Annotated in this window: 21 protein-coding genes; 14 read left to right on the forward strand and 7 right to left on the reverse strand. The window is 62.1% G+C overall.

The window, feature by feature from the left end:
* The first annotated feature begins 213 nt into the window (after positions 1-213).
* From ARUE_RS02100 to ARUE_RS02125, 6 genes are all read left to right on the forward strand, one after another.
* Entirely contained in the window at positions 214-660 is a 447-nt protein-coding gene (locus ARUE_RS02100; protein WP_011773204.1) for an Asp23/Gls24 family envelope stress response protein, read from the forward strand.
* The gene (locus ARUE_RS02105) at positions 657-848 is read left to right on the forward strand and encodes a hypothetical protein (protein WP_014920563.1); all 192 of its coding nucleotides are present in this window, start codon (positions 657-659) and stop codon (positions 846-848) included. The genes ARUE_RS02100 and ARUE_RS02105 overlap by 4 nt, the downstream gene beginning before the upstream one ends.
* Positions 845-1,225 (forward strand): hypothetical protein, encoded by a 381-nt coding sequence (locus ARUE_RS02110; RefSeq protein ID WP_014920564.1) that lies wholly within the window; start codon positions 845-847, stop codon positions 1,223-1,225. The genes ARUE_RS02105 and ARUE_RS02110 overlap by 4 nt, the downstream gene beginning before the upstream one ends.
* A gap of 23 nt (positions 1,226-1,248) precedes the next feature.
* Positions 1,249-1,869: a DUF6286 domain-containing protein gene (locus tag ARUE_RS02115; RefSeq protein ID WP_014920565.1), complete on the forward strand. Its 621-nt coding sequence runs from the start codon at positions 1,249-1,251 to the stop codon at positions 1,867-1,869.
* Positions 1,866-2,477 carry a hypothetical protein gene (locus ARUE_RS02120; RefSeq protein ID WP_014920566.1) on the forward strand — a complete coding sequence of 204 codons (612 nt, stop codon included), beginning with the start codon at positions 1,866-1,868 and terminating at the stop codon, positions 2,475-2,477. Before ARUE_RS02115 ends, ARUE_RS02120 begins: the two co-directional genes overlap by 4 nt.
* A gap of 122 nt (positions 2,478-2,599) precedes the next feature.
* On the forward strand, positions 2,600-3,454 hold the full coding sequence (locus ARUE_RS02125; protein ID WP_014920567.1) for a DUF4397 domain-containing protein: 855 nt from the start codon (positions 2,600-2,602) through the stop codon (positions 3,452-3,454).
* A 275-nt stretch (positions 3,455-3,729) separates the two neighbouring features.
* Here the strand turns inward: ARUE_RS02125 and ARUE_RS24575 are convergent, their stop codons facing one another.
* On the reverse strand, positions 3,730-3,861 hold the full coding sequence (locus ARUE_RS24575) for a hypothetical protein (RefSeq protein WP_286140169.1): 132 nt from the start codon (positions 3,859-3,861) through the stop codon (positions 3,730-3,732).
* Between ARUE_RS24575 and ARUE_RS24580 the strand changes: the two genes are divergently transcribed.
* The 4 genes from ARUE_RS24580 (at position 3,860) to ARUE_RS02145 (ending at position 6,481) form a co-directional block, all read left to right on the forward strand.
* Positions 3,860-4,258, forward strand: a complete 399-nt coding sequence (locus ARUE_RS24580) for a class F sortase (protein ID WP_286140170.1) — start codon at positions 3,860-3,862, stop codon at positions 4,256-4,258. The genes ARUE_RS24575 and ARUE_RS24580 overlap by 2 nt on opposite strands.
* Before the next feature lie 16 nt (positions 4,259-4,274).
* Entirely contained in the window at positions 4,275-4,889 is a 615-nt protein-coding gene (locus ARUE_RS02135) for an RNA polymerase sigma factor (protein ID WP_014920569.1), read from the forward strand.
* On the forward strand, positions 4,876-5,667 hold the full coding sequence (locus ARUE_RS02140; RefSeq protein ID WP_011773212.1) for an anti-sigma factor domain-containing protein: 792 nt from the start codon (positions 4,876-4,878) through the stop codon (positions 5,665-5,667). The genes ARUE_RS02135 and ARUE_RS02140 overlap by 14 nt, the downstream gene beginning before the upstream one ends.
* 97 nt (positions 5,668-5,764) lie before the next feature.
* Positions 5,765-6,481, forward strand: a complete 717-nt coding sequence (locus ARUE_RS02145; RefSeq protein ID WP_014920570.1) for a DNA alkylation repair protein — start codon at positions 5,765-5,767, stop codon at positions 6,479-6,481.
* A 5-nt stretch (positions 6,482-6,486) separates the two neighbouring features.
* On the opposite strand, the gene ARUE_RS02150 is transcribed toward ARUE_RS02145, so the two are convergent.
* Entirely contained in the window at positions 6,487-6,888 is a 402-nt protein-coding gene (locus ARUE_RS02150) for a helix-turn-helix domain-containing protein (protein ID WP_011773214.1), read from the reverse strand.
* A 250-nt stretch (positions 6,889-7,138) separates the two neighbouring features.
* Between ARUE_RS02150 and ARUE_RS02155 the strand changes: the two genes are divergently transcribed.
* From ARUE_RS02155 to ARUE_RS02170, 4 genes are all read left to right on the forward strand, one after another.
* On the forward strand, positions 7,139-8,485 hold the full coding sequence (locus ARUE_RS02155) for an ABC transporter substrate-binding protein (RefSeq protein ID WP_011773215.1): 1,347 nt from the start codon (positions 7,139-7,141) through the stop codon (positions 8,483-8,485).
* A 96-nt stretch (positions 8,486-8,581) separates the two neighbouring features.
* Positions 8,582-9,547: a carbohydrate ABC transporter permease gene (locus ARUE_RS02160; RefSeq protein ID WP_011773216.1), complete on the forward strand. Its 966-nt coding sequence runs from the start codon at positions 8,582-8,584 to the stop codon at positions 9,545-9,547.
* Positions 9,544-10,506, forward strand: coding sequence for a carbohydrate ABC transporter permease (locus ARUE_RS02165; protein WP_011773217.1), 963 nt, complete (start codon positions 9,544-9,546; stop codon positions 10,504-10,506). The genes ARUE_RS02160 and ARUE_RS02165 overlap by 4 nt, the downstream gene beginning before the upstream one ends.
* A gap of 115 nt (positions 10,507-10,621) precedes the next feature.
* On the forward strand, positions 10,622-11,689 hold the full coding sequence (locus ARUE_RS02170) for a LacI family DNA-binding transcriptional regulator (RefSeq protein WP_014920571.1): 1,068 nt from the start codon (positions 10,622-10,624) through the stop codon (positions 11,687-11,689).
* On the opposite strand, the gene ARUE_RS02175 is transcribed toward ARUE_RS02170, so the two are convergent.
* From ARUE_RS02175 to ARUE_RS02195, 5 genes are all read right to left on the reverse strand, one after another.
* Positions 11,686-12,585, reverse strand: a complete 900-nt coding sequence (locus ARUE_RS02175) for a DUF8083 family protein (protein ID WP_014920572.1) — start codon at positions 12,583-12,585, stop codon at positions 11,686-11,688. The genes ARUE_RS02170 and ARUE_RS02175 overlap by 4 nt on opposite strands.
* 32 nt (positions 12,586-12,617) lie before the next feature.
* On the reverse strand, positions 12,618-13,424 hold the full coding sequence (locus ARUE_RS02180) for an exodeoxyribonuclease III (protein ID WP_011773220.1): 807 nt from the start codon (positions 13,422-13,424) through the stop codon (positions 12,618-12,620).
* 70 nt (positions 13,425-13,494) lie between these two features.
* Positions 13,495-14,061, reverse strand: a complete 567-nt coding sequence (locus tag ARUE_RS02185; RefSeq protein WP_011773221.1) for an HdeD family acid-resistance protein — start codon at positions 14,059-14,061, stop codon at positions 13,495-13,497.
* Between the two features lie 27 nt (positions 14,062-14,088).
* Positions 14,089-14,715 carry a response regulator gene (locus tag ARUE_RS02190; protein WP_014920574.1) on the reverse strand — a complete coding sequence of 209 codons (627 nt, stop codon included), beginning with the start codon at positions 14,713-14,715 and terminating at the stop codon, positions 14,089-14,091.
* A complete protein-coding gene (locus tag ARUE_RS02195) occupies positions 14,712-15,941 on the reverse strand; it encodes a sensor histidine kinase (RefSeq protein WP_014920575.1) in 1,230 nt (409 codons plus the stop codon). Before ARUE_RS02195 ends, ARUE_RS02190 begins: the two co-directional genes overlap by 4 nt.
* Between the last annotated feature and the right edge of the window lie 132 nt (positions 15,942-16,073).

Raw genomic sequence — 16,073 nt, forward strand, 5'->3', positions numbered from 1 at the left:
TAGGCGGGGCGAACTGCCGCGACCCAGTCACGAATTCCAGCCTGTGGATAACGTGGATGTGGGCGAAGGCCTCATCGCTGGCGCTCTCCCATCCAGGACTGAACCGAGCAGATCTGCGAGCAGCCGCCGCCGCGCGCACCCCACTCTCCGACGCTTCTCCCAAAGCGTCGGAGCTAGACGCTAGGGTGGTACTCAAGAGAAGGGGAGTGCTCCATGGAAGACCAGAACGTGCAGCTTGATCCCGTGCCCGGGGGCGAAATCCTTGGGACCGGACGCACCATCATCTCCGAGGCGGCCGTCGCCAAAGTAGCGGGTATCGCTGCCCGCACCGTGCCCGGCGTCTACTCCTTGGGCTCGGCTCCGTCCCGTGCGCTGGGTGCCATTCGCGACGCCGTCGGCAGCTCCGACCATGCAGCAGGCGTCCGCGCTGAGGTCGGGGAGACCCAGGTGGCGGTGGATATCACGTTGGTTGCTCTCTACGGCCATCCCCTGCACGGCGTTGCCAACCAAGTCAGGGCTGCGGTGTACCGCGCCGTGGAGGAACTGGTTGGCCTTCAAGTGATCGAGGTCAATATCGAGATCACCGATGTCTTCATTGCACCGCCGGCCAAACCCGCCGGAGCCAAGGCAGTGGTAGTGGAAAGGGATGCACTCCAATGAGCATGACCGTGGTGGGAATCGCTATCGGCGCTTTTGTAGCTTTCATGTCCTTCTCGTTCGGGTTATGGGGTTTCCTGATCTCCCTGCTGTTCATGGGCATCGGCGCGCTGTTCGGCCGCGCGGCTGAGGGCAAGCTGGATCTTCGCAGTGTGCTGGACGCCATTACGGGCCGGCGCTCTTCGTCATGAGCGTGGCTGAGGCTGTGGAGTTCACCACCAGCCTGGCCGGCCATAACCGGATCAGTACCCAGGCATTGACATCGTTGGCTCGGGCCGCTGCAGCGGAGGCGCTCGGCGTTGAGGCCAGCGACATCCGCGCTGATTGGGCGGACGACGACGGCCTGCTGGCTTTGTCCATCGTGGCACCTATCAGCGTCCCGGCTTTGACCGAGGTGTTGCGTGATCCGCAGCGTGTCCAAGGATTTGGAGGGTCCATTTGGGACCGTGCCGTGGCGGCCAAGGCTTTCGTTCTTGAAACCGTCACGCGGCTCAGCGGCTCCCAACTCAGCAGGGTGGACATCAGGATCAGCGGAGCACACGTCACTGAGGGAGGCCGCGTCCAGTGACCCAGGATCAGGAAACACAACAAATGAAGGCAACGGACCCGAACGCGGGAGCCAGCCCGGTGGCCGGGGAAGACCCCAACATGAGCCGTATCCTGCGCCGTGAGACGCATTCGTCCCGTGCGGGCGCGTCCGTGATTGCGGCTGTCCTCGTCATCATCCTGTGTGTCTATGCACTCCTCGAAGCGGGTGTCCGCGCCATCGGGCAGCCACCTTGGCTCATTGATCCCACCACGGCCGCCGAGCGCATCATTGCCCTCCCGGAAGGCATCTCACCCCTGCTGCTCGGTGCGAGTGGTGCTGTCATTGCCATGGTCGGCCTCTTCTTCCTCCTCCACGCTGTTCTGCCGGGCCGACGCGCCCGTCACTTGCTCCGGGACCCGCGGACCGCCGTCGTGGTTGATGACGAAGTCCTGGCCTCTGCGTTGGCACGTCGTGCACGAACTGCCGCGAACGTTACCCAGGAACAAGTCATGGTAGTTGTCTCGCGACAGTTGGTTGTGGTGAACGTGCGGCCAACCTCGGGCAGCCGGGTCAGCGAAGAAGCAGTGCTGACTGCCGTGCAGGCTGAACTTGAAGAAATGTCGCCCGTGCCGATGCCTGCTGTCAGGGTCAACCTGGCGTCGTGGGGGGTGATCGGAGCGTGAACGGAACGCCGCGTGCCCTCAACCGCGTACTGCTCTTCATCATCGGTGTGAAACTGCTGGCCATCGGGCTGCTTCTCCTGCTGCTGGCTACTGTGCCGGCAGTGGCTACTTGGTGGCATGGTTGGTCGGCTTCCGTGTGGGCAGGCGCCGAAAATGCTTTCCGGCAGACGCACCTCCCCGGACGCGAAGAAAGCTGGCTGTGGATTGTGGCAGGCCTGATCCTGGTGGCGATCATCATTGCGATGATCGCTTGGCTGTCACAGCAGGGCAAAGGCAGGGCCAACTTGCTGGTGGCCAGCGACGACGACAGTGACGTGGACGGCGAAGTCCGGATCGGTGGTGGTGTTGCCGAACAAGCCCTCAGGGCCGCCTTGTCTGAGAGGACCGACCTCGCCGGTGCATCCGTTGCAACCGTTGAGGTGAAGGGAAAGCCGGGCCTGCGCATCCGCATTCAACCGAGGCAAGGAGTGGCGCCCCACCTCCTCGCTGCGGAAGTGTCGCAGCTGGTTGAAGCGCTGGACCTTGTGATCGGACAAAAGACCCCGGTATTGGTGCACATGGTCTCCGGTGCCCGATCCAAGTTCACCAAGGCCGAAAGGGTCCGCTGACAAGGCGCACGCAGAGAAAACATCCACAAAAATACAGCGCATCCGCATCCATAGCCTGCCTTGTGTCGGTAGTAGGGGTATCAGCAAAATCCCCGCACGTCGGGCCGATTGAGGAGAAGGATATGCGCAGCAGAATACTTACGGCAGGAGCAGGAGCCAGCGCCGCAGCACTGGCAGCAGCAATCGTCTTGGCTGTCCCCGCACAGGCGGCGGAGGGTGACGCGCACCTGTCCGTACTGCACGGAGTGCCTGGGTTAACCGTTGACGTCTGGGTCAACGGAGCACGAACCCTGGACGACTTCGCTCCCGGCACTCTGGCCGGGCCCTTGGCACTTCCGCCCGGTGCCTACGATCTGGCCATTACCGCCTCGGACGCTGCCGATGCCTCTGCCCCCGTTATCGGGCCGGTGACGGTGACCTTGGCGGCGAACGGCAACTACACCGCCGTCGCCAACCTCGATGCTGCCGGAAAGCCAACCGCGAACTTCTTCACGAACGACGTCTCGCGCATCGATGCCGGCAAGGGCAAGCTGACGGTCCGGCACACGGCCGCGGCGCCAGCTGTGGATGTGCTTGCCGGCGGCACAGCCGTGGTGACCAACCTGGCCAACCCCAATGAGCAAACGCTCACCCTTGACCCGGGTACGATTTCGGCCGCAGTGGCCGCAGCGGGTACGACAGCACCTGTCATTGGCCCGGCCGATGTGACGGTGTCCGAAGGCACGCACACCATCGTCTATGCGTGGGGAAGCCTGACTGACAAGAACCTTCAACTAGCGGTGCAGACCATTGACGGGCTGCATTCGGCTCCCGGATCGGTACCAGGCGCCTTGGACGGCTCATCGGGCAGTGTCCCGACAGAACCGATGGTCCCGACAGAACAGATGGTTCTGGGCGGCGGATTCGCGGCGGCAACGTTGCTGATGATCGTCGTGGGGCTTGGAAAGGTTCGCACTTCCGCCGCACGGAAGTCCTAAGGCCAAGGCAACGGCATGACATAAGAGCGGAACAGGTCCTGGTCGTCCGATAACGACGGCCAGGACCCCGCATCAATCACGGCAGCCGGAGCATCCGGCCGTAGACGCCAGGAAACAACCGTTGTGACACCAAGTAAGCCAAGCCGAAGCCGCCGGGTGGCGGCGCTCGCCGGGATGGCAGTGCTCGTTCTGACGGCATGCGGAACCGCGACACCGCCGACGGCCGGTAGTTCTTCCAGTGAGGCAAGCGGCCCGAACCCCAGCGAGCTGCAGACTCAACCGTCGCTGCCACCGGCCGAGCCGTCCCGACCACCTGCCGAAGTCTCGCTGAAGGGCACAACTCCCACGCAGCCGGCGGCGGCTCCCCCTCCGGTGTCGCTCAAGGTGGCCGGAACGTCAATTGACATGGCCGTTATCCCCGTGGGGGTCGCGCCCGGTGGGGCTATGGAGATACCGGAGACCTTCTACCAGGCCGGATGGTACCGATTCGGATCCGCCCCCGGAGCCGCGGAAGGCACAGCTGTCCTGGCCGGACACATCGACACCACCTCTGACCAGGCGCCGTTCTCCCAGCTGAAATCCTTGCCGGCCGGAACCTTGATAACCGTAGGGCGGGAGGGTGCTCCCGCACTCAACTATCGGGTTGTCTCCGTCACGCTGATGGCCAAGGACGTCTTTGACGGCGACTCGCTGTTCCGCCGGACCGGACCGCACGAACTCAAAGTGGTCACCTGCGGCGGCAGATGGCTGGACGAACGAATGGACTACAGCGACAATGTGATTGTCACCGCGGTCCTTGAATAAGCACCCCAACCCGGCCGTGGTCCTCGTCGCTGACGCCGGGAAGGAGTCTCCTTTGGTATCCCCAAACGAGGTTTCTTCCGAGTGGGACGATACGTTGACCGCCTCATTCATGGCGGGGGATGAGTCTGCACTTGTGGCTGCTTACAGGCAGTTTGCCCCGCTGGTTCACACGCTCGCTTTGAGGTCCTTGAGGGACCGTGCCGCGGCCGACGACGTCACCCAAGAGGTGTTTATCCGGGTGTGGCGTTCACGGGACACCTTCAACCCCGAGGTCGCGCGCCTGCCGGCATGGATAGTGGGCATTGCACGCCACGTCATTGCGGACGCCCACTCAGCGTCGAACCGGGAAGTTCGTAGAGTCCTTGCCGTCGCCCAGGTCCAAGACACCGGCGGCGGAGGTCCTACGGAGGGAGCTGTGGAGGTGCTGGCCGACAGGCTGCTCCTGGACGGCGAACTCGACCGGCTTGGTGAACCGCAGGGCGCCATCATGAAATTGGCATTCTATGAAGACCTGACGCACGAGCAGATTTCCCGCAGGCTTGAACTACCGCTTGGTACCGTCAAAAGCCACATTCGGCGCAGCTTGATCCACCTAAGAAGCAGACTGGAGGTTGACCATGCCGCACATTGATCCGGAAGAGTTGAGCCTCCTGGCGCTTTACGGTGACTGGCTCGATGAGGAGGGCCGGCAGCACCTTAGCGGCTGCGATGCCTGCTCGGCGGAGTACGCCGCTTTGCGCCGCGCCGTTGACGCCATGAAAACCACGCCGGACAGCAGCACCCTTGAGGTGCCCGGGCCCAGTGTGTGGAGTGGGATTCACCGGGAACTGGGTTTGTCGGACGCAATCCGGGAAGACCCCTTGGGCTCCGCAGCGGGCTCTGCAACAGGAACTGAAACCAGCAAGCCCGGCATTAACGGTCCAACCGAACCAGAGCAACCAGCAGCACCACCCGCGGACATACGTTCCGTCAAGAAACGTCCCCAAGGGTGGCAACGCCGCGGGACCTGGCTGGCGGTCGCCGCAGCAGGTGCCTTGGTCATCGCCGGTGCAACCCTGTGGAACATCAACCAGGCGGCAACGCCGTTGGCACGAGCAGAGCTGACGCCACTTGCCCAGCACACTGCTACAGGATCGGCGACAGTCCTTGAGTCCCCTGATGGAACGCGAACCCTGGAAGTGAAACTGAGCAAAGAAGAAGCGCAGGGCTACCAGGAGGTCTGGCTTATTGGCACGGACCTCACACGGCTGATCAGTCTGGGAATCATGAAGTCGGACTCAGGTACCTTCCCGCTTCCGGCGGACCTGAATCTGGCCGATTTCCCCATCGTCGACGTTTCGGATGAACCACTGGACGGAAATCCCGGCCACTCCAGCGTCAGCATCGTCAGGGGCTCGCTCACTTCCTGAGGGCCCTTCACTGGTGTGAATCGCATTGGCGTGGGCTGCCCTCGCGCTCCTCAGTTGCGGGTAGCCTGAATCCCATACCGAAGGACAGGAGGCCCCAGTGGCTGGAACAACAGTGGCTTCAACATCTGCGCCTGACAAATCTCTGCTCGAGACCACCGTGGCCGGGCTTATGGCGGAACTGGCCGCACTGGAAGAACCCCGGGCTCGCGAAGTGAATGAAAAACACGGCGATGACCACGGGGTAAACCTCAGCAAACTGCGTGCCGTCGCGAAGCGGCTGAAGACCCAACAGGATCTCGCGCGGGAGCTCTGGGACACGGGCGACACCGCTGCCAAATTGCTGGCACTTCTGATCTGCCGTCCCAAGGCCTTTGAGCGGGCCGAGCTGGACAGCATGCTGCGTGAAGCGCGGACGCCCAAAGTGCAGGACTGGCTGGTGAACTACGTCGTCAAGAAAAGCCCGCACTCCGAAGATCTGCGGTTGGCTTGGTTCTCCGATCCCGATCCTGTGGTGGCGAGTGCCGGATGGGCGCTGACGTCCGAAAGGGTGGTCAGGAAGCCGGAAGGCCTGGACATCGTGCAGCTGCTCGACATCATCGAGGCCGACATGAAGGACGCTCCGGACCGTCTTCAGTGGGCCATGAACCACTGCTTGGCACAGATCGGCATTGAGTTCCCGGAGCACCGTGCCAGGGCCTTGGACATCGGTGAGCGCCTGGAAGTGCTGAAGGACTACCCTACGCCGCCTAACTGCACATCGCCGTTCGCTCCGAGTTGGATCAATGAGATGGTGCGGCGCCAAGCCATCAAGTAACTCTTTTAGCCCCTGTTACGGTGCATCATCCGGTAGGTGAGCTCGGCAAGGAGCTCTTCGTCGGAGAGGTGCGAGGCCCGGGCTATGGGAGCGCTGGGAACGGTAACGCGCGGAGGTCCTTGACGTGATTCGTCCCCCGATCGCATGTCGTCGGGGGTGATCATGTCCGGAGCGAAGGTGGACTTGCCTTTCAGGACCTCTGAAACAGACCCTGCCCTCCAGCCCAGGGCATGCTCAAGCTTGCGCTGGTTGATTTCCTGTGTGCGCCGCGTTCCGGACTCCAACGTCCGAACGGTCTTGATGGCGGTTCCCGCCTGTTTGGCCAACTGAACCTGGCTCAGCCCTTGCGCCAGGCGTTCTTCCTTGATCAGGCGGCCAATGGTTTGCAGTGCTTCAAGTTCATCCACGATTCCTACTTTTCCATAGGCAATAGTAGGCAATCAAATCGACATGTCCAATGGCGGAACGTGAAGCCCGACCGCAAATGCCCACTTAGGCCCGGCTACCCAGCTCTCCGCAGCGAAAGTCAGGCTACTTGGTATCGATGCGGTTACGTTACGTGTAAGCGCTTGCATTCCGACGCAGACAATGACTAGTGTGAGCGTCACCACATCAATTGCGCCGCCGAATCTTTGTACTCAGCGAGGAGTCTTTAGCATGAAGAAAACCAAGTACCTGCTACCGGTCGCAGCCGCCGGTGTTCTGGCACTTACCCTTTCCGCCTGTAGCGGAGATGGTGGCGGTGGAGGATCCACCGCCGGCTCGGAGGATTGCTCCGCCTACGAAAGCTATGGCAAGCATGACGGCAAGACCGTCTCCGTCTACTCCACCATCGTGGACATTGAAGCCACCAACCTCGAGGAATCCTGGGCGCAGTTCGAGAACTGCACAGGCATCACCGTTAAGTACGAGGGCAGCAAGGAATTCGAAACGCAGATCGGTGTCCGTGCCCAGTCCGGCACCGCCCCTGATGTGGCGATCTTCCCGCAGCCCGGTCTTCTTGCCACCCAAGCACGGGCAGGCTACCTGAAGCCAGCTCCGAAGACTGTCTCCGATCTTGTAGACAAGAACTGGTCCCCTGACTGGAAGAAGTACGGCACCGTGGACGGCACGTACTACGCCGCTCCGATGCTGGCCAACGTCAAGGGCTTTGTTTGGTACGCGCCCAAGACCTTCAAGGACAAGGGTTGGGAAGTCCCCAAGACGTGGGACGAAATGATCGAGCTGTCCAAGAAGATTGCCGCGGATGACCCGAACATGAAGCCGTGGTGCGCAGGATTCGAGTCCGGTGAGGCTACCGGCTGGCCCGGCACCGACTGGATCGAGGACGTCGTCCTGCGTGCGCATGGCCCCGAGGTTTACGACCAGTGGGTAGCTCACCAGATCCCCTTCAACGACCCCAAGATCGTTGATTCCTTCAACAAGGCCGGCGATATCCTGCTCAACCAGGAAATGGTCAACGGCGGCTTCGGTGACGTCCGCTCGATCCTGAGCACCGGCTTCGCCCAGGCTGGCCAGCCGGTTCTGGATGGTACGTGCGCCATGCACCACCAGGCCAACTTCCAGGCAGCCAACTGGCCTGCAGGAACCAACGTTGCTGAAGATGGCGACGTGTGGGCCTTCATCACCCCGCCGATCGACGAAAGCAAGGGCAAGGCAGTCACCGGTGGCGGCGAAATGGTGGGCGCATACAAGGACACTGCAGAGGTTCAGTCGTTCCTGGCCTACCTGGCAAGCGCCGACTTTGCCAACAACCGCGTCAAGCTTGGCGGCGTCGTCAGTGCTAACAAGGGCCTGGATCCCAACAACGCACAGTCCGACCTCGACAAACTGACCGTCCAGATCCTTCAGGACCCCGAGACTGTGTTCCGCTTTGACGGCTCTGACCTGATGCCGAGTGCGGTTGGTTCCAACTCCTTCTGGAAGGGCATCGTGCAGTGGATCAACGGCACGTCTTCGCAGGATGTTGCCAACAGCATCGAATCCAGCTGGCCTAAGAGCTAACTCCCAAAGTGCTGCCTCCCCTGACTGGAACCCCCAGCCGGGGAGGCAGCGCTTTTCCCGGAACTTAGTGATTCACTCACGCCCCGGAGGTTGGGTATGGAATTTATAGGAGAAAAACTCCTTCAAGTAGTGATAGCCCTGGCGATATTCGCAGCGGTTATCGGCCTCATCATGTTGCTGGTGGACAGGGCTCCGAAATCAGTCAAGGACAAAGTCACCGTGGCCGGCTTCCTTGCCCCTGCCGCGATCCTGATGCTGGTGGGCCTTGTTTATCCGGCCATTCGCACGTCAATGCTGGCGTTCACGGATGCCAGTGGCAACGGCAACGGCTTTGACAACTTTGTCTGGATGTTCACGCAGCCAGAGGCTCTGACCACTCTGCGGAACACCGTCATCTGGACCGTCCTGGTTCCCTTGCTGTCCACAAGCTTTGGACTTGCATATGCAGTGTTCATCGACAAAGCCCGTGGCGAGCGGGTTCTGAAGTCGTTGGTCTTCATGCCGATGGCCATCTCCTTTGTGGGCGCAGGCATCATATGGAAGCTCGTATATGACTACCGCGGTCCAAACATCGAGCAGACCGGTGTCATCAACTTCTTCCGGGACGCCTTGGGCATGGATCCCAAGCAGTTCCTTCTGGACGCACCGGAAAACACCATCTTCCTCATCATCGTCATGGTCTGGATCCAGACCGGCTTTGCCATGGTGATTCTCTCCGCTGCTATCAAGGGTGTCCCCGTGGAGCTCATCGAAGCAGCCCGTCTGGATGGGGCCAACGCCTGGCAACAGTTCCGCAATGTCACGGTCCCCGGTATCCGCGGAGCCTTGGTGGTGGTGCTGACAACCATCACCATCGCCACGCTGAAGGTCTTCGATATTGTCCGAACCATGACGGCAGGCAACTACGACACGTCCGTGGTTGCCAACGAAATGTACACGCAGGCTTTCCGTGCCGGTGAGCCAGGACGAGGTGCCGCACTGGCCCTGATCCTGTTCCTGATGGTGCTGCCGATCGTCGTGTACAACGCTCGAGTCCTTCGCAAGCAAAGGGAGATCCATTGACAGCCACGCCAGCCCCGAAAGAGGCCTCGAAGGCCACCCGGCAGCGTCCTGGATCCGATCCCACGGAGGACGCCCAGCCGATCATGCGTCGGGTCAAGACGAAGCTCACCTCCAAGTGGGCAACAGCGGCAGCGATCATCATCGCCGTCGTATGGTCCGTGCCGACGTTCGGCCTTTTTGTCACCTCGTTCCGTCCGGCCGCCAAGCAGGTGGGTCCCCGCTCCAACGGCTGGTGGAATGCCTTTGTTGACTGGGACTTCACGTTCAAGAACTACGCGGACGTCCTGACCCCGGCCGGCTCGCAATCTGCCAACCTCTCCCAGTACTTCGTCAACTCCATAGCCATCGTCATCCCGGTCACCATCTTTGTGCTGGTGCTGGCCTCAATGGCCGCATACGTTTTCGCATGGGGGAAGTTCAAGGGCCGTGACGCACTCTTCATCTTCGTCTTTGCCCTGCAGATCATCCCGCTCCAGATGGCCCTGATTCCGCTCCTGCAATTCTTCACGCAGACCCTGCAGCTCCCCGCGGGTTCGTACGCGCAGCTGTGGATAGCTCACACCATGTTCGGCCTCCCGCTGGGCATCTTCCTGCTCCACAACTTCATCTCCGAGATTCCCGGTGAAGTCATTGAAGCAGCAAGGGTGGACGGTGCCGGACACAGCACCATCTTCTGGCGGATCATCCTGCCGTTGTCGGTGCCTGCACTTGCTTCCCTGGCAATCTTCCAGTTCCTGTGGGTGTGGAATGACCTGCTGGTGGCGCTGGTGTTCTCCGGTGGAACAGCGGACGTGGCCCCGATTACCCAGCGTCTGGCTGAGATCTCCGGTACTCGTGGCGCCAGGGACTACCTCAACCCGGCAGCGGCATTCGTTTCCATCATCGTCCCGCTCCTGGTGTTCTTCGGATTGCAGCGCTACTTCGTGCGCGGCCTGCTCTCCGGTGGCCTCAAGGGGTAGGAACCGCAGCCTCGGTTGCGTTGCGCATTACGTCGCCGCGTAACCGAGGGCTGCAAACCACAAGTCCACAATTAAGGTGTGAAGGCGGAGCAACGGCGGCCGGAGAGGGGAGCCTGTGTCAAAAACAACGGGTAGATCCCAACGCGGCGGCCATACGGGCGTTAGCATCGAGGACGTCGCAGCGGCTGCCGGAGTCTCCACCGCCACTGTCTCCAGGGCGGTCCGCGGGCTGCCCCGGGTGTCTCCAGCAACCCGGGAGAAGATCCTCGAAGTAGCCAGTTCCCTAGGGTACGTGGCGTCGTCGTCGGCCTCGGGTCTGGCGACGGGCCGCACACGCACCATCGGCGTGCTGGCCCCTTTCGTTAGTCGCTGGTTTTTTTCCAAGGCCATCGAAGGCGCAGACCGGGAACTGCATTCCCGCAAGTACAACCTGTCCTTGTTCAATTTGGGCGGCCACGGCAGCAACCGTGAGCGGCTCTTCAGTTCCACCATGGTCTACAAGCAGATAGATGCCCTGCTGGTGCTATGCATGTCCTTGACCGAGGAAGAGCTGGAACACCTCCACAAGATCGACATCCCGCTGGTAGTGGTGGGTGGTCATGTTGAGGATTGCGCGTACATCGGCATCAATGATTACGACGCCGCGTCCACTGCCGTGCGGCATCTGCTGGACCTGGGCCACAAGGACATCGCTTTGCTTCATGGCGACGATGAAACGGACCTGAACTTCGACGTTCCCCGCGTGCGTATCCGCGCCTTCCAGGAAGTGATGACCGACGCCGGCCTGGCAGTCCGTCCTGAATGGGACCAATGGGGGGACTTCACTGTCGCCAGCGGACAGCAGGCGTTCAACCGGCTCTGGAGTCAGCCCGGCCGTAAACCGACAGCCATCTTCTGCTCGTCCGACGAGATGGCGATGGGCGTCATTTTCGAGGCGGGGCGCCACGGCGTCAGGGTGCCGCAGGACCTCTCAGTCATCGGGATCGACGACCATGACTTCTCGTCGTCCATCGGGCTCACAACCGTGGGCCAGCGGCCCGACAATCAGGCGGAGCTGGCCACCAAAATGCTCCTGGATGAGCTTGACGGTAACCCGGGAGCGGTGCATTCAGAGGTGGCACCCCACAAGCTGATTGTCCGCGAGACAACAGCCCCGCCCACCTTTCCTGGACAGCCAAGCTAAGAAGCGCGGGCCAACTGCCGGATGGGAATCCACCGCGAGGCGAGCCGTCGGTACGCAGCTGCCGCGCCGGTCATGTCGCCTTCAGCCAAGCACTCGATGCCGAGCCGGACATCCATGGGGGATTCGTCCGGGTACACCTTGTCAGCTACGGCACCATAATCCAGCTCCACCATGGACTGAACATGGAAAAGTTCCAGCCATTCCGTGAGCTGCGTCAGGTCGTCCAGCATGTCCAAGTCCGGCGCTGCCAAAGCCAGGTGGGCCACGGCGAAGCGTGCCCGGTCCAGGGCCTCAGTGATGGGTGTCCATACCCGGACGGTCAGGATGCGCCCCTCGGATTCCACCACGTCCTTGCGGTCCGACTCGGTGAAGAGAGAGAACCAACTGAACGGGATTCCCCAGGTTGAGGCTCGGGTATGCACGCGTTTGGCGTCTTCCCCGGCGTTGATGCGATCGATCCTGATTTGGTGCTTGTCCCGCTGCGATACCGGAATAAGAAGATCGGCCAGCGGACTGTGCACGCCGTCCATGAGCGCGTTCGCTGCCAAGCCGGCCCGAATCACCAGCTGGCTGGGGCAGTAGAGCAGCCGTCCGGTGTCGTGATCTTCTTTATTCGCCGCCGTCGCCGACCCCGCCGCGTGCCGTCCGCCCGGCACCCGCGTCATGCGCACCAGGTCAGTGCGGCCGGTGGGGAAGGGGTCACCGCCGGAGCGCGTGATGCGTCCCAGGGAGGCTTGGAGCTCCGCATTTTCGATGGCGGCCCGGGAACCCGCCTTGCTGCCCTCCGCCACGAGTTGGCGCTGCTGCTCGGGCGGGAAGGCCTCGAGGGGCTCGTAAATGCGCAGCGACGACGAGAACGGCAGACCTGCCTGGCCCCGATACAGGTTTCCAGTCATGTCAGCCGCCCCTTTCGTCAGTGACCTTGTACTTAGTCTGCAAGCTCTACGATGACGGGAGCGTGGTCCGAAGCGCCCTTGCCCTTGCGCTCCTCGCGGTCGATGGAAGCGCCGGTGACCCGCGATGCCAGAGCCGGTGATGCGAGGCAGAAGTCGATGCGCATGCCTTCCTTCTTGGGGAAGCGCAGCTGCGTGTAATCCCAGTACGTGTAGACGCCCGGGCCCGGAGTGTAGGGACGGACGACGTCGGTGAACCCGGCTGTTTCGAAGGCGTGGAAGGCGGCGCGCTCGGGTTCGCTGACGTGGGTGTAATTGTTGTTGCGGAAGAGCTCGATGTCCCACACGTCGTCGTCGAAGGGAGCGATGTTCCAGTCACCCATGAGTGCGATCTGGGCGGTCGGTTCGGACTTTACCCATTCGGCTGCGTGGCCCTGCAGGACGTCCAGCCATTTGATCTTGTACGGCATGTGTTCGTCGTCCAGTGAACGGCCGTTGGGCACGTAGAGGCTCCAGATGCGGATGCCGCCGCAGGTGGCTGCGATGGCACGGGCTTCCTGTGCGGGATCCTTGCCTGCCTTGCCGAACGCCGGCTGGTCCAGGAAGGTGCGCTGCACATCGTCCAAACCCACACGGGAAGCGATGGCAACGCCGTTCCACTGGTTCACCCCAAAGTGCGCAACCTCGTAACCCATGCGTTCAAAGAGCTCCCACGGGAAGTTCTCGTCCTTGCACTTGGTCTCCTGGATGGCAAGGACATCACAGTCGCTGCGCTCAAGCCAGGCTTCAACGCGGTCGGCACGGGCGCGGAGGGAGTTCACATTCCAGGTTGCTATCTTCACAGCCACTAACTTACCGAACTTGGCGCTGAGCGCATCCCCTGACGGCTTTTTACCCGGGGGACTCTCAGGGTCAGCGGGCGAACAACGGCGGTGAAGTGGCCAGCTTGCGGAGCCCGATGCCGGACGCGAGCAACAGCAAGCCCGTCACAATCGCGAACCCTGCCAACATCCACACCAGGCTCAGCAGACCGAGACCCGGATTCACCAGCACAACAATCCCGAACACGGTGGTCACCAGGCCCGTCAGGAGCCAGATACCCCAGCTCCGGATAAAATTCCTCGCGGCAAGGGACAGGATGATTTGGGAAAGGCCCAGGACCAGGGCCCACAAGCCAATGAGGACACCGATTGCTGCTGCCGTGATTCCCGGCAAGGCAATTGCCACAATGCCGGCCGCAATGGAGATGAACCCACCTACTACGGTCCAGCGGGAACGGCCAGCGGGGTCGTAAAAGTAATGCGCCACGCTGGTAATGCCGTCAATGATTGCGAAAACTCCGAACATGACAACTACCACCAATGCGGTGGCGCTGGGCAAAACAATGATCAATAGGCCGAAAACTATGGAAAGGACTCCCCGGACCAGCAAAGCAGTTCCCGGGTTTTTGAACATTTTGCGATCCGCTACGTCCGACATACGGTCAGCGTATCCAACCAGCCGCCTTTACCGCATCCCCTCTCGCCGGATAGCTGTGGCAATTGCTGCGGCACGCGTTTCGACACCCAATTTGGCGTAGATGTGCGCGAGGTGGGTTTTGACAGTTGCCTCCGAGATAAACAGCCGTTTCCCGAGGTCGCGGTTGCTGAGGCCTTCGGTAAGGAGGCTGAGCAGCTCTGCTTCGCGGGGAGTGAGGATCTCATCAGGATTCCGCAATTGTTGGAACAGGCGCGAAGCCACCGGCGCACTCATCACGCTCTTCCCCTGCACAGCGCCCCGAACGGCCGCGAAGATCTCCTCCGGGGCCGCGTCCTTGAGCAAATAGCCCATGGCTCCGGCGTCCACCGCGCGGACGATGTCGGCGTCCGAATCGTAGGTGGTGAACACGATGACGGCCTGCTTCGGGTTCCGCTGACGGAGTTGCTTGATGGCTTCGATGCCATCCATCCCGGCGCCCATGGCCAAATCCATGAGGACTACCGCGGGCATATGCTCTTGGGCGGCTTCCAATGCCTCCTCGCCGGAGGCTGCTTCCCCGACGACGGCGATATCGGCTTGGGTGCCCAACAGCGCCTTGAGTCCGCTCCGGACTACGGTGTGGTCGTCCACGAGGAGCACGGAGATGCCGTTCATCGGGCCTCCTTCGGAGCGTTTTCCGGATCAGCAGGCCGGGTCAGCGGGAACTGCGCCGCAATGATGGTTCCTTCGCCGGGCGAGCTCTCCACAGATAATTCTCCGCCCAACTGTTCAACCCGCTGCCGCATGGCCCGCAGGCCGTATCCTCCGTTTGCCGACGGCGGAGGTACCGCTGCGGGATCAAAGCCGCGGCCGTCGTCGAACACGTCCAGGGTGACCGCGTCCGGAAGGTACCCCACAGTCACACTGGCGTGGTTCGCGTGGGCGTGGAGTTTGATGTTGGCAGCTGCGCTTTGCGTGACGCGGAGCAGGGCATGCCGCACCTCGGAAGGAAGGGGCTGAGGCTCACCGGTGACCTGGACGTTGATGTTATCCACATATTGCCGTGCTGCATGTTCCAAGGCCTCCGGGAGCGGACCCGTCTCGAGGCCGGGGGCGGAGAGTTCGTGCACCAGGCTGCGGGTGTCGGCGAGGTTGCGCCTGAGCAAATCCGTTGCCTTGCGTACGTCGTCATGGGCGGTTTCGGCTGGCCATGACCGTTGGGCCGCCTCAAGGAGGAGCAGGCTGCTGGCCAGGCCTTGGGTCACGGTGTCGTGGATTTCTCGCGAAACGCGCTCGCGTTCGGTGGCGATTCCGGCTTCACGTTGCTTGGCGGCGAGTTGCTCCTGGGCCAGGGTGACGTCGTCGAAAAGCCTGCGTTGCAGTGCCGCGTCGCGTTCAATCTTGTCGTAGATCAGCGTGAGCAGGGCGCCCGCCGCGAGGGGCCCGAGCAGCATGGCGATGTCCGTCCAGTCGCTCATCCGGAAGAGGCCGACGGCGGTAGCGGCCGCCGTCGCACCGCCCGCCACGTAGCCCGACCATCCCCGGAAGGCCGTGCGCGTGAGGAAGAAGATGGCGAAGGAACACCAGGCGAAGCTCGGAGCGACCACCACCAGCGCGGCCCATGCTGCCACTAACGCGACCATCCACGGAATCCACAGCTGTTGCCTACCCCGACGTGGTTGCCGATGGGCCAGCACGGCGGTGACCGCATACAGCGCACACACGGCTATGGCCAGGGCGACGGTCCACAGGTTGTCTGCGGGGGAGTGACGCATGACGTACCTGACCGCGGAGGCCACCATCAGCACGGCAAAGCCCGAATGCACTACGGCATCAAGACGGCCATCGATCCGGTTGCTGGGCTGGTTGCCAGGTTCGGGCCGTAAGCGGGTAGTTGGCATGGGCGGTTCCCGGTTTCAGTTGAAGGCGTTCTTTCCATGCTAGGTCCCCGCGGAGTGGTTGGTCTCTCCACCTTTTGGCTGATACCGGTGGAGGAAAGGTTGAGCCCGTGCACGGCGGCCGGCCGATGTGGC

It is taken from the genome of Arthrobacter sp. Rue61a (assembly GCF_000294695.2).
GTDB lineage: Bacteria > Actinomycetota > Actinomycetes > Actinomycetales > Micrococcaceae > Arthrobacter > Arthrobacter aurescens_A.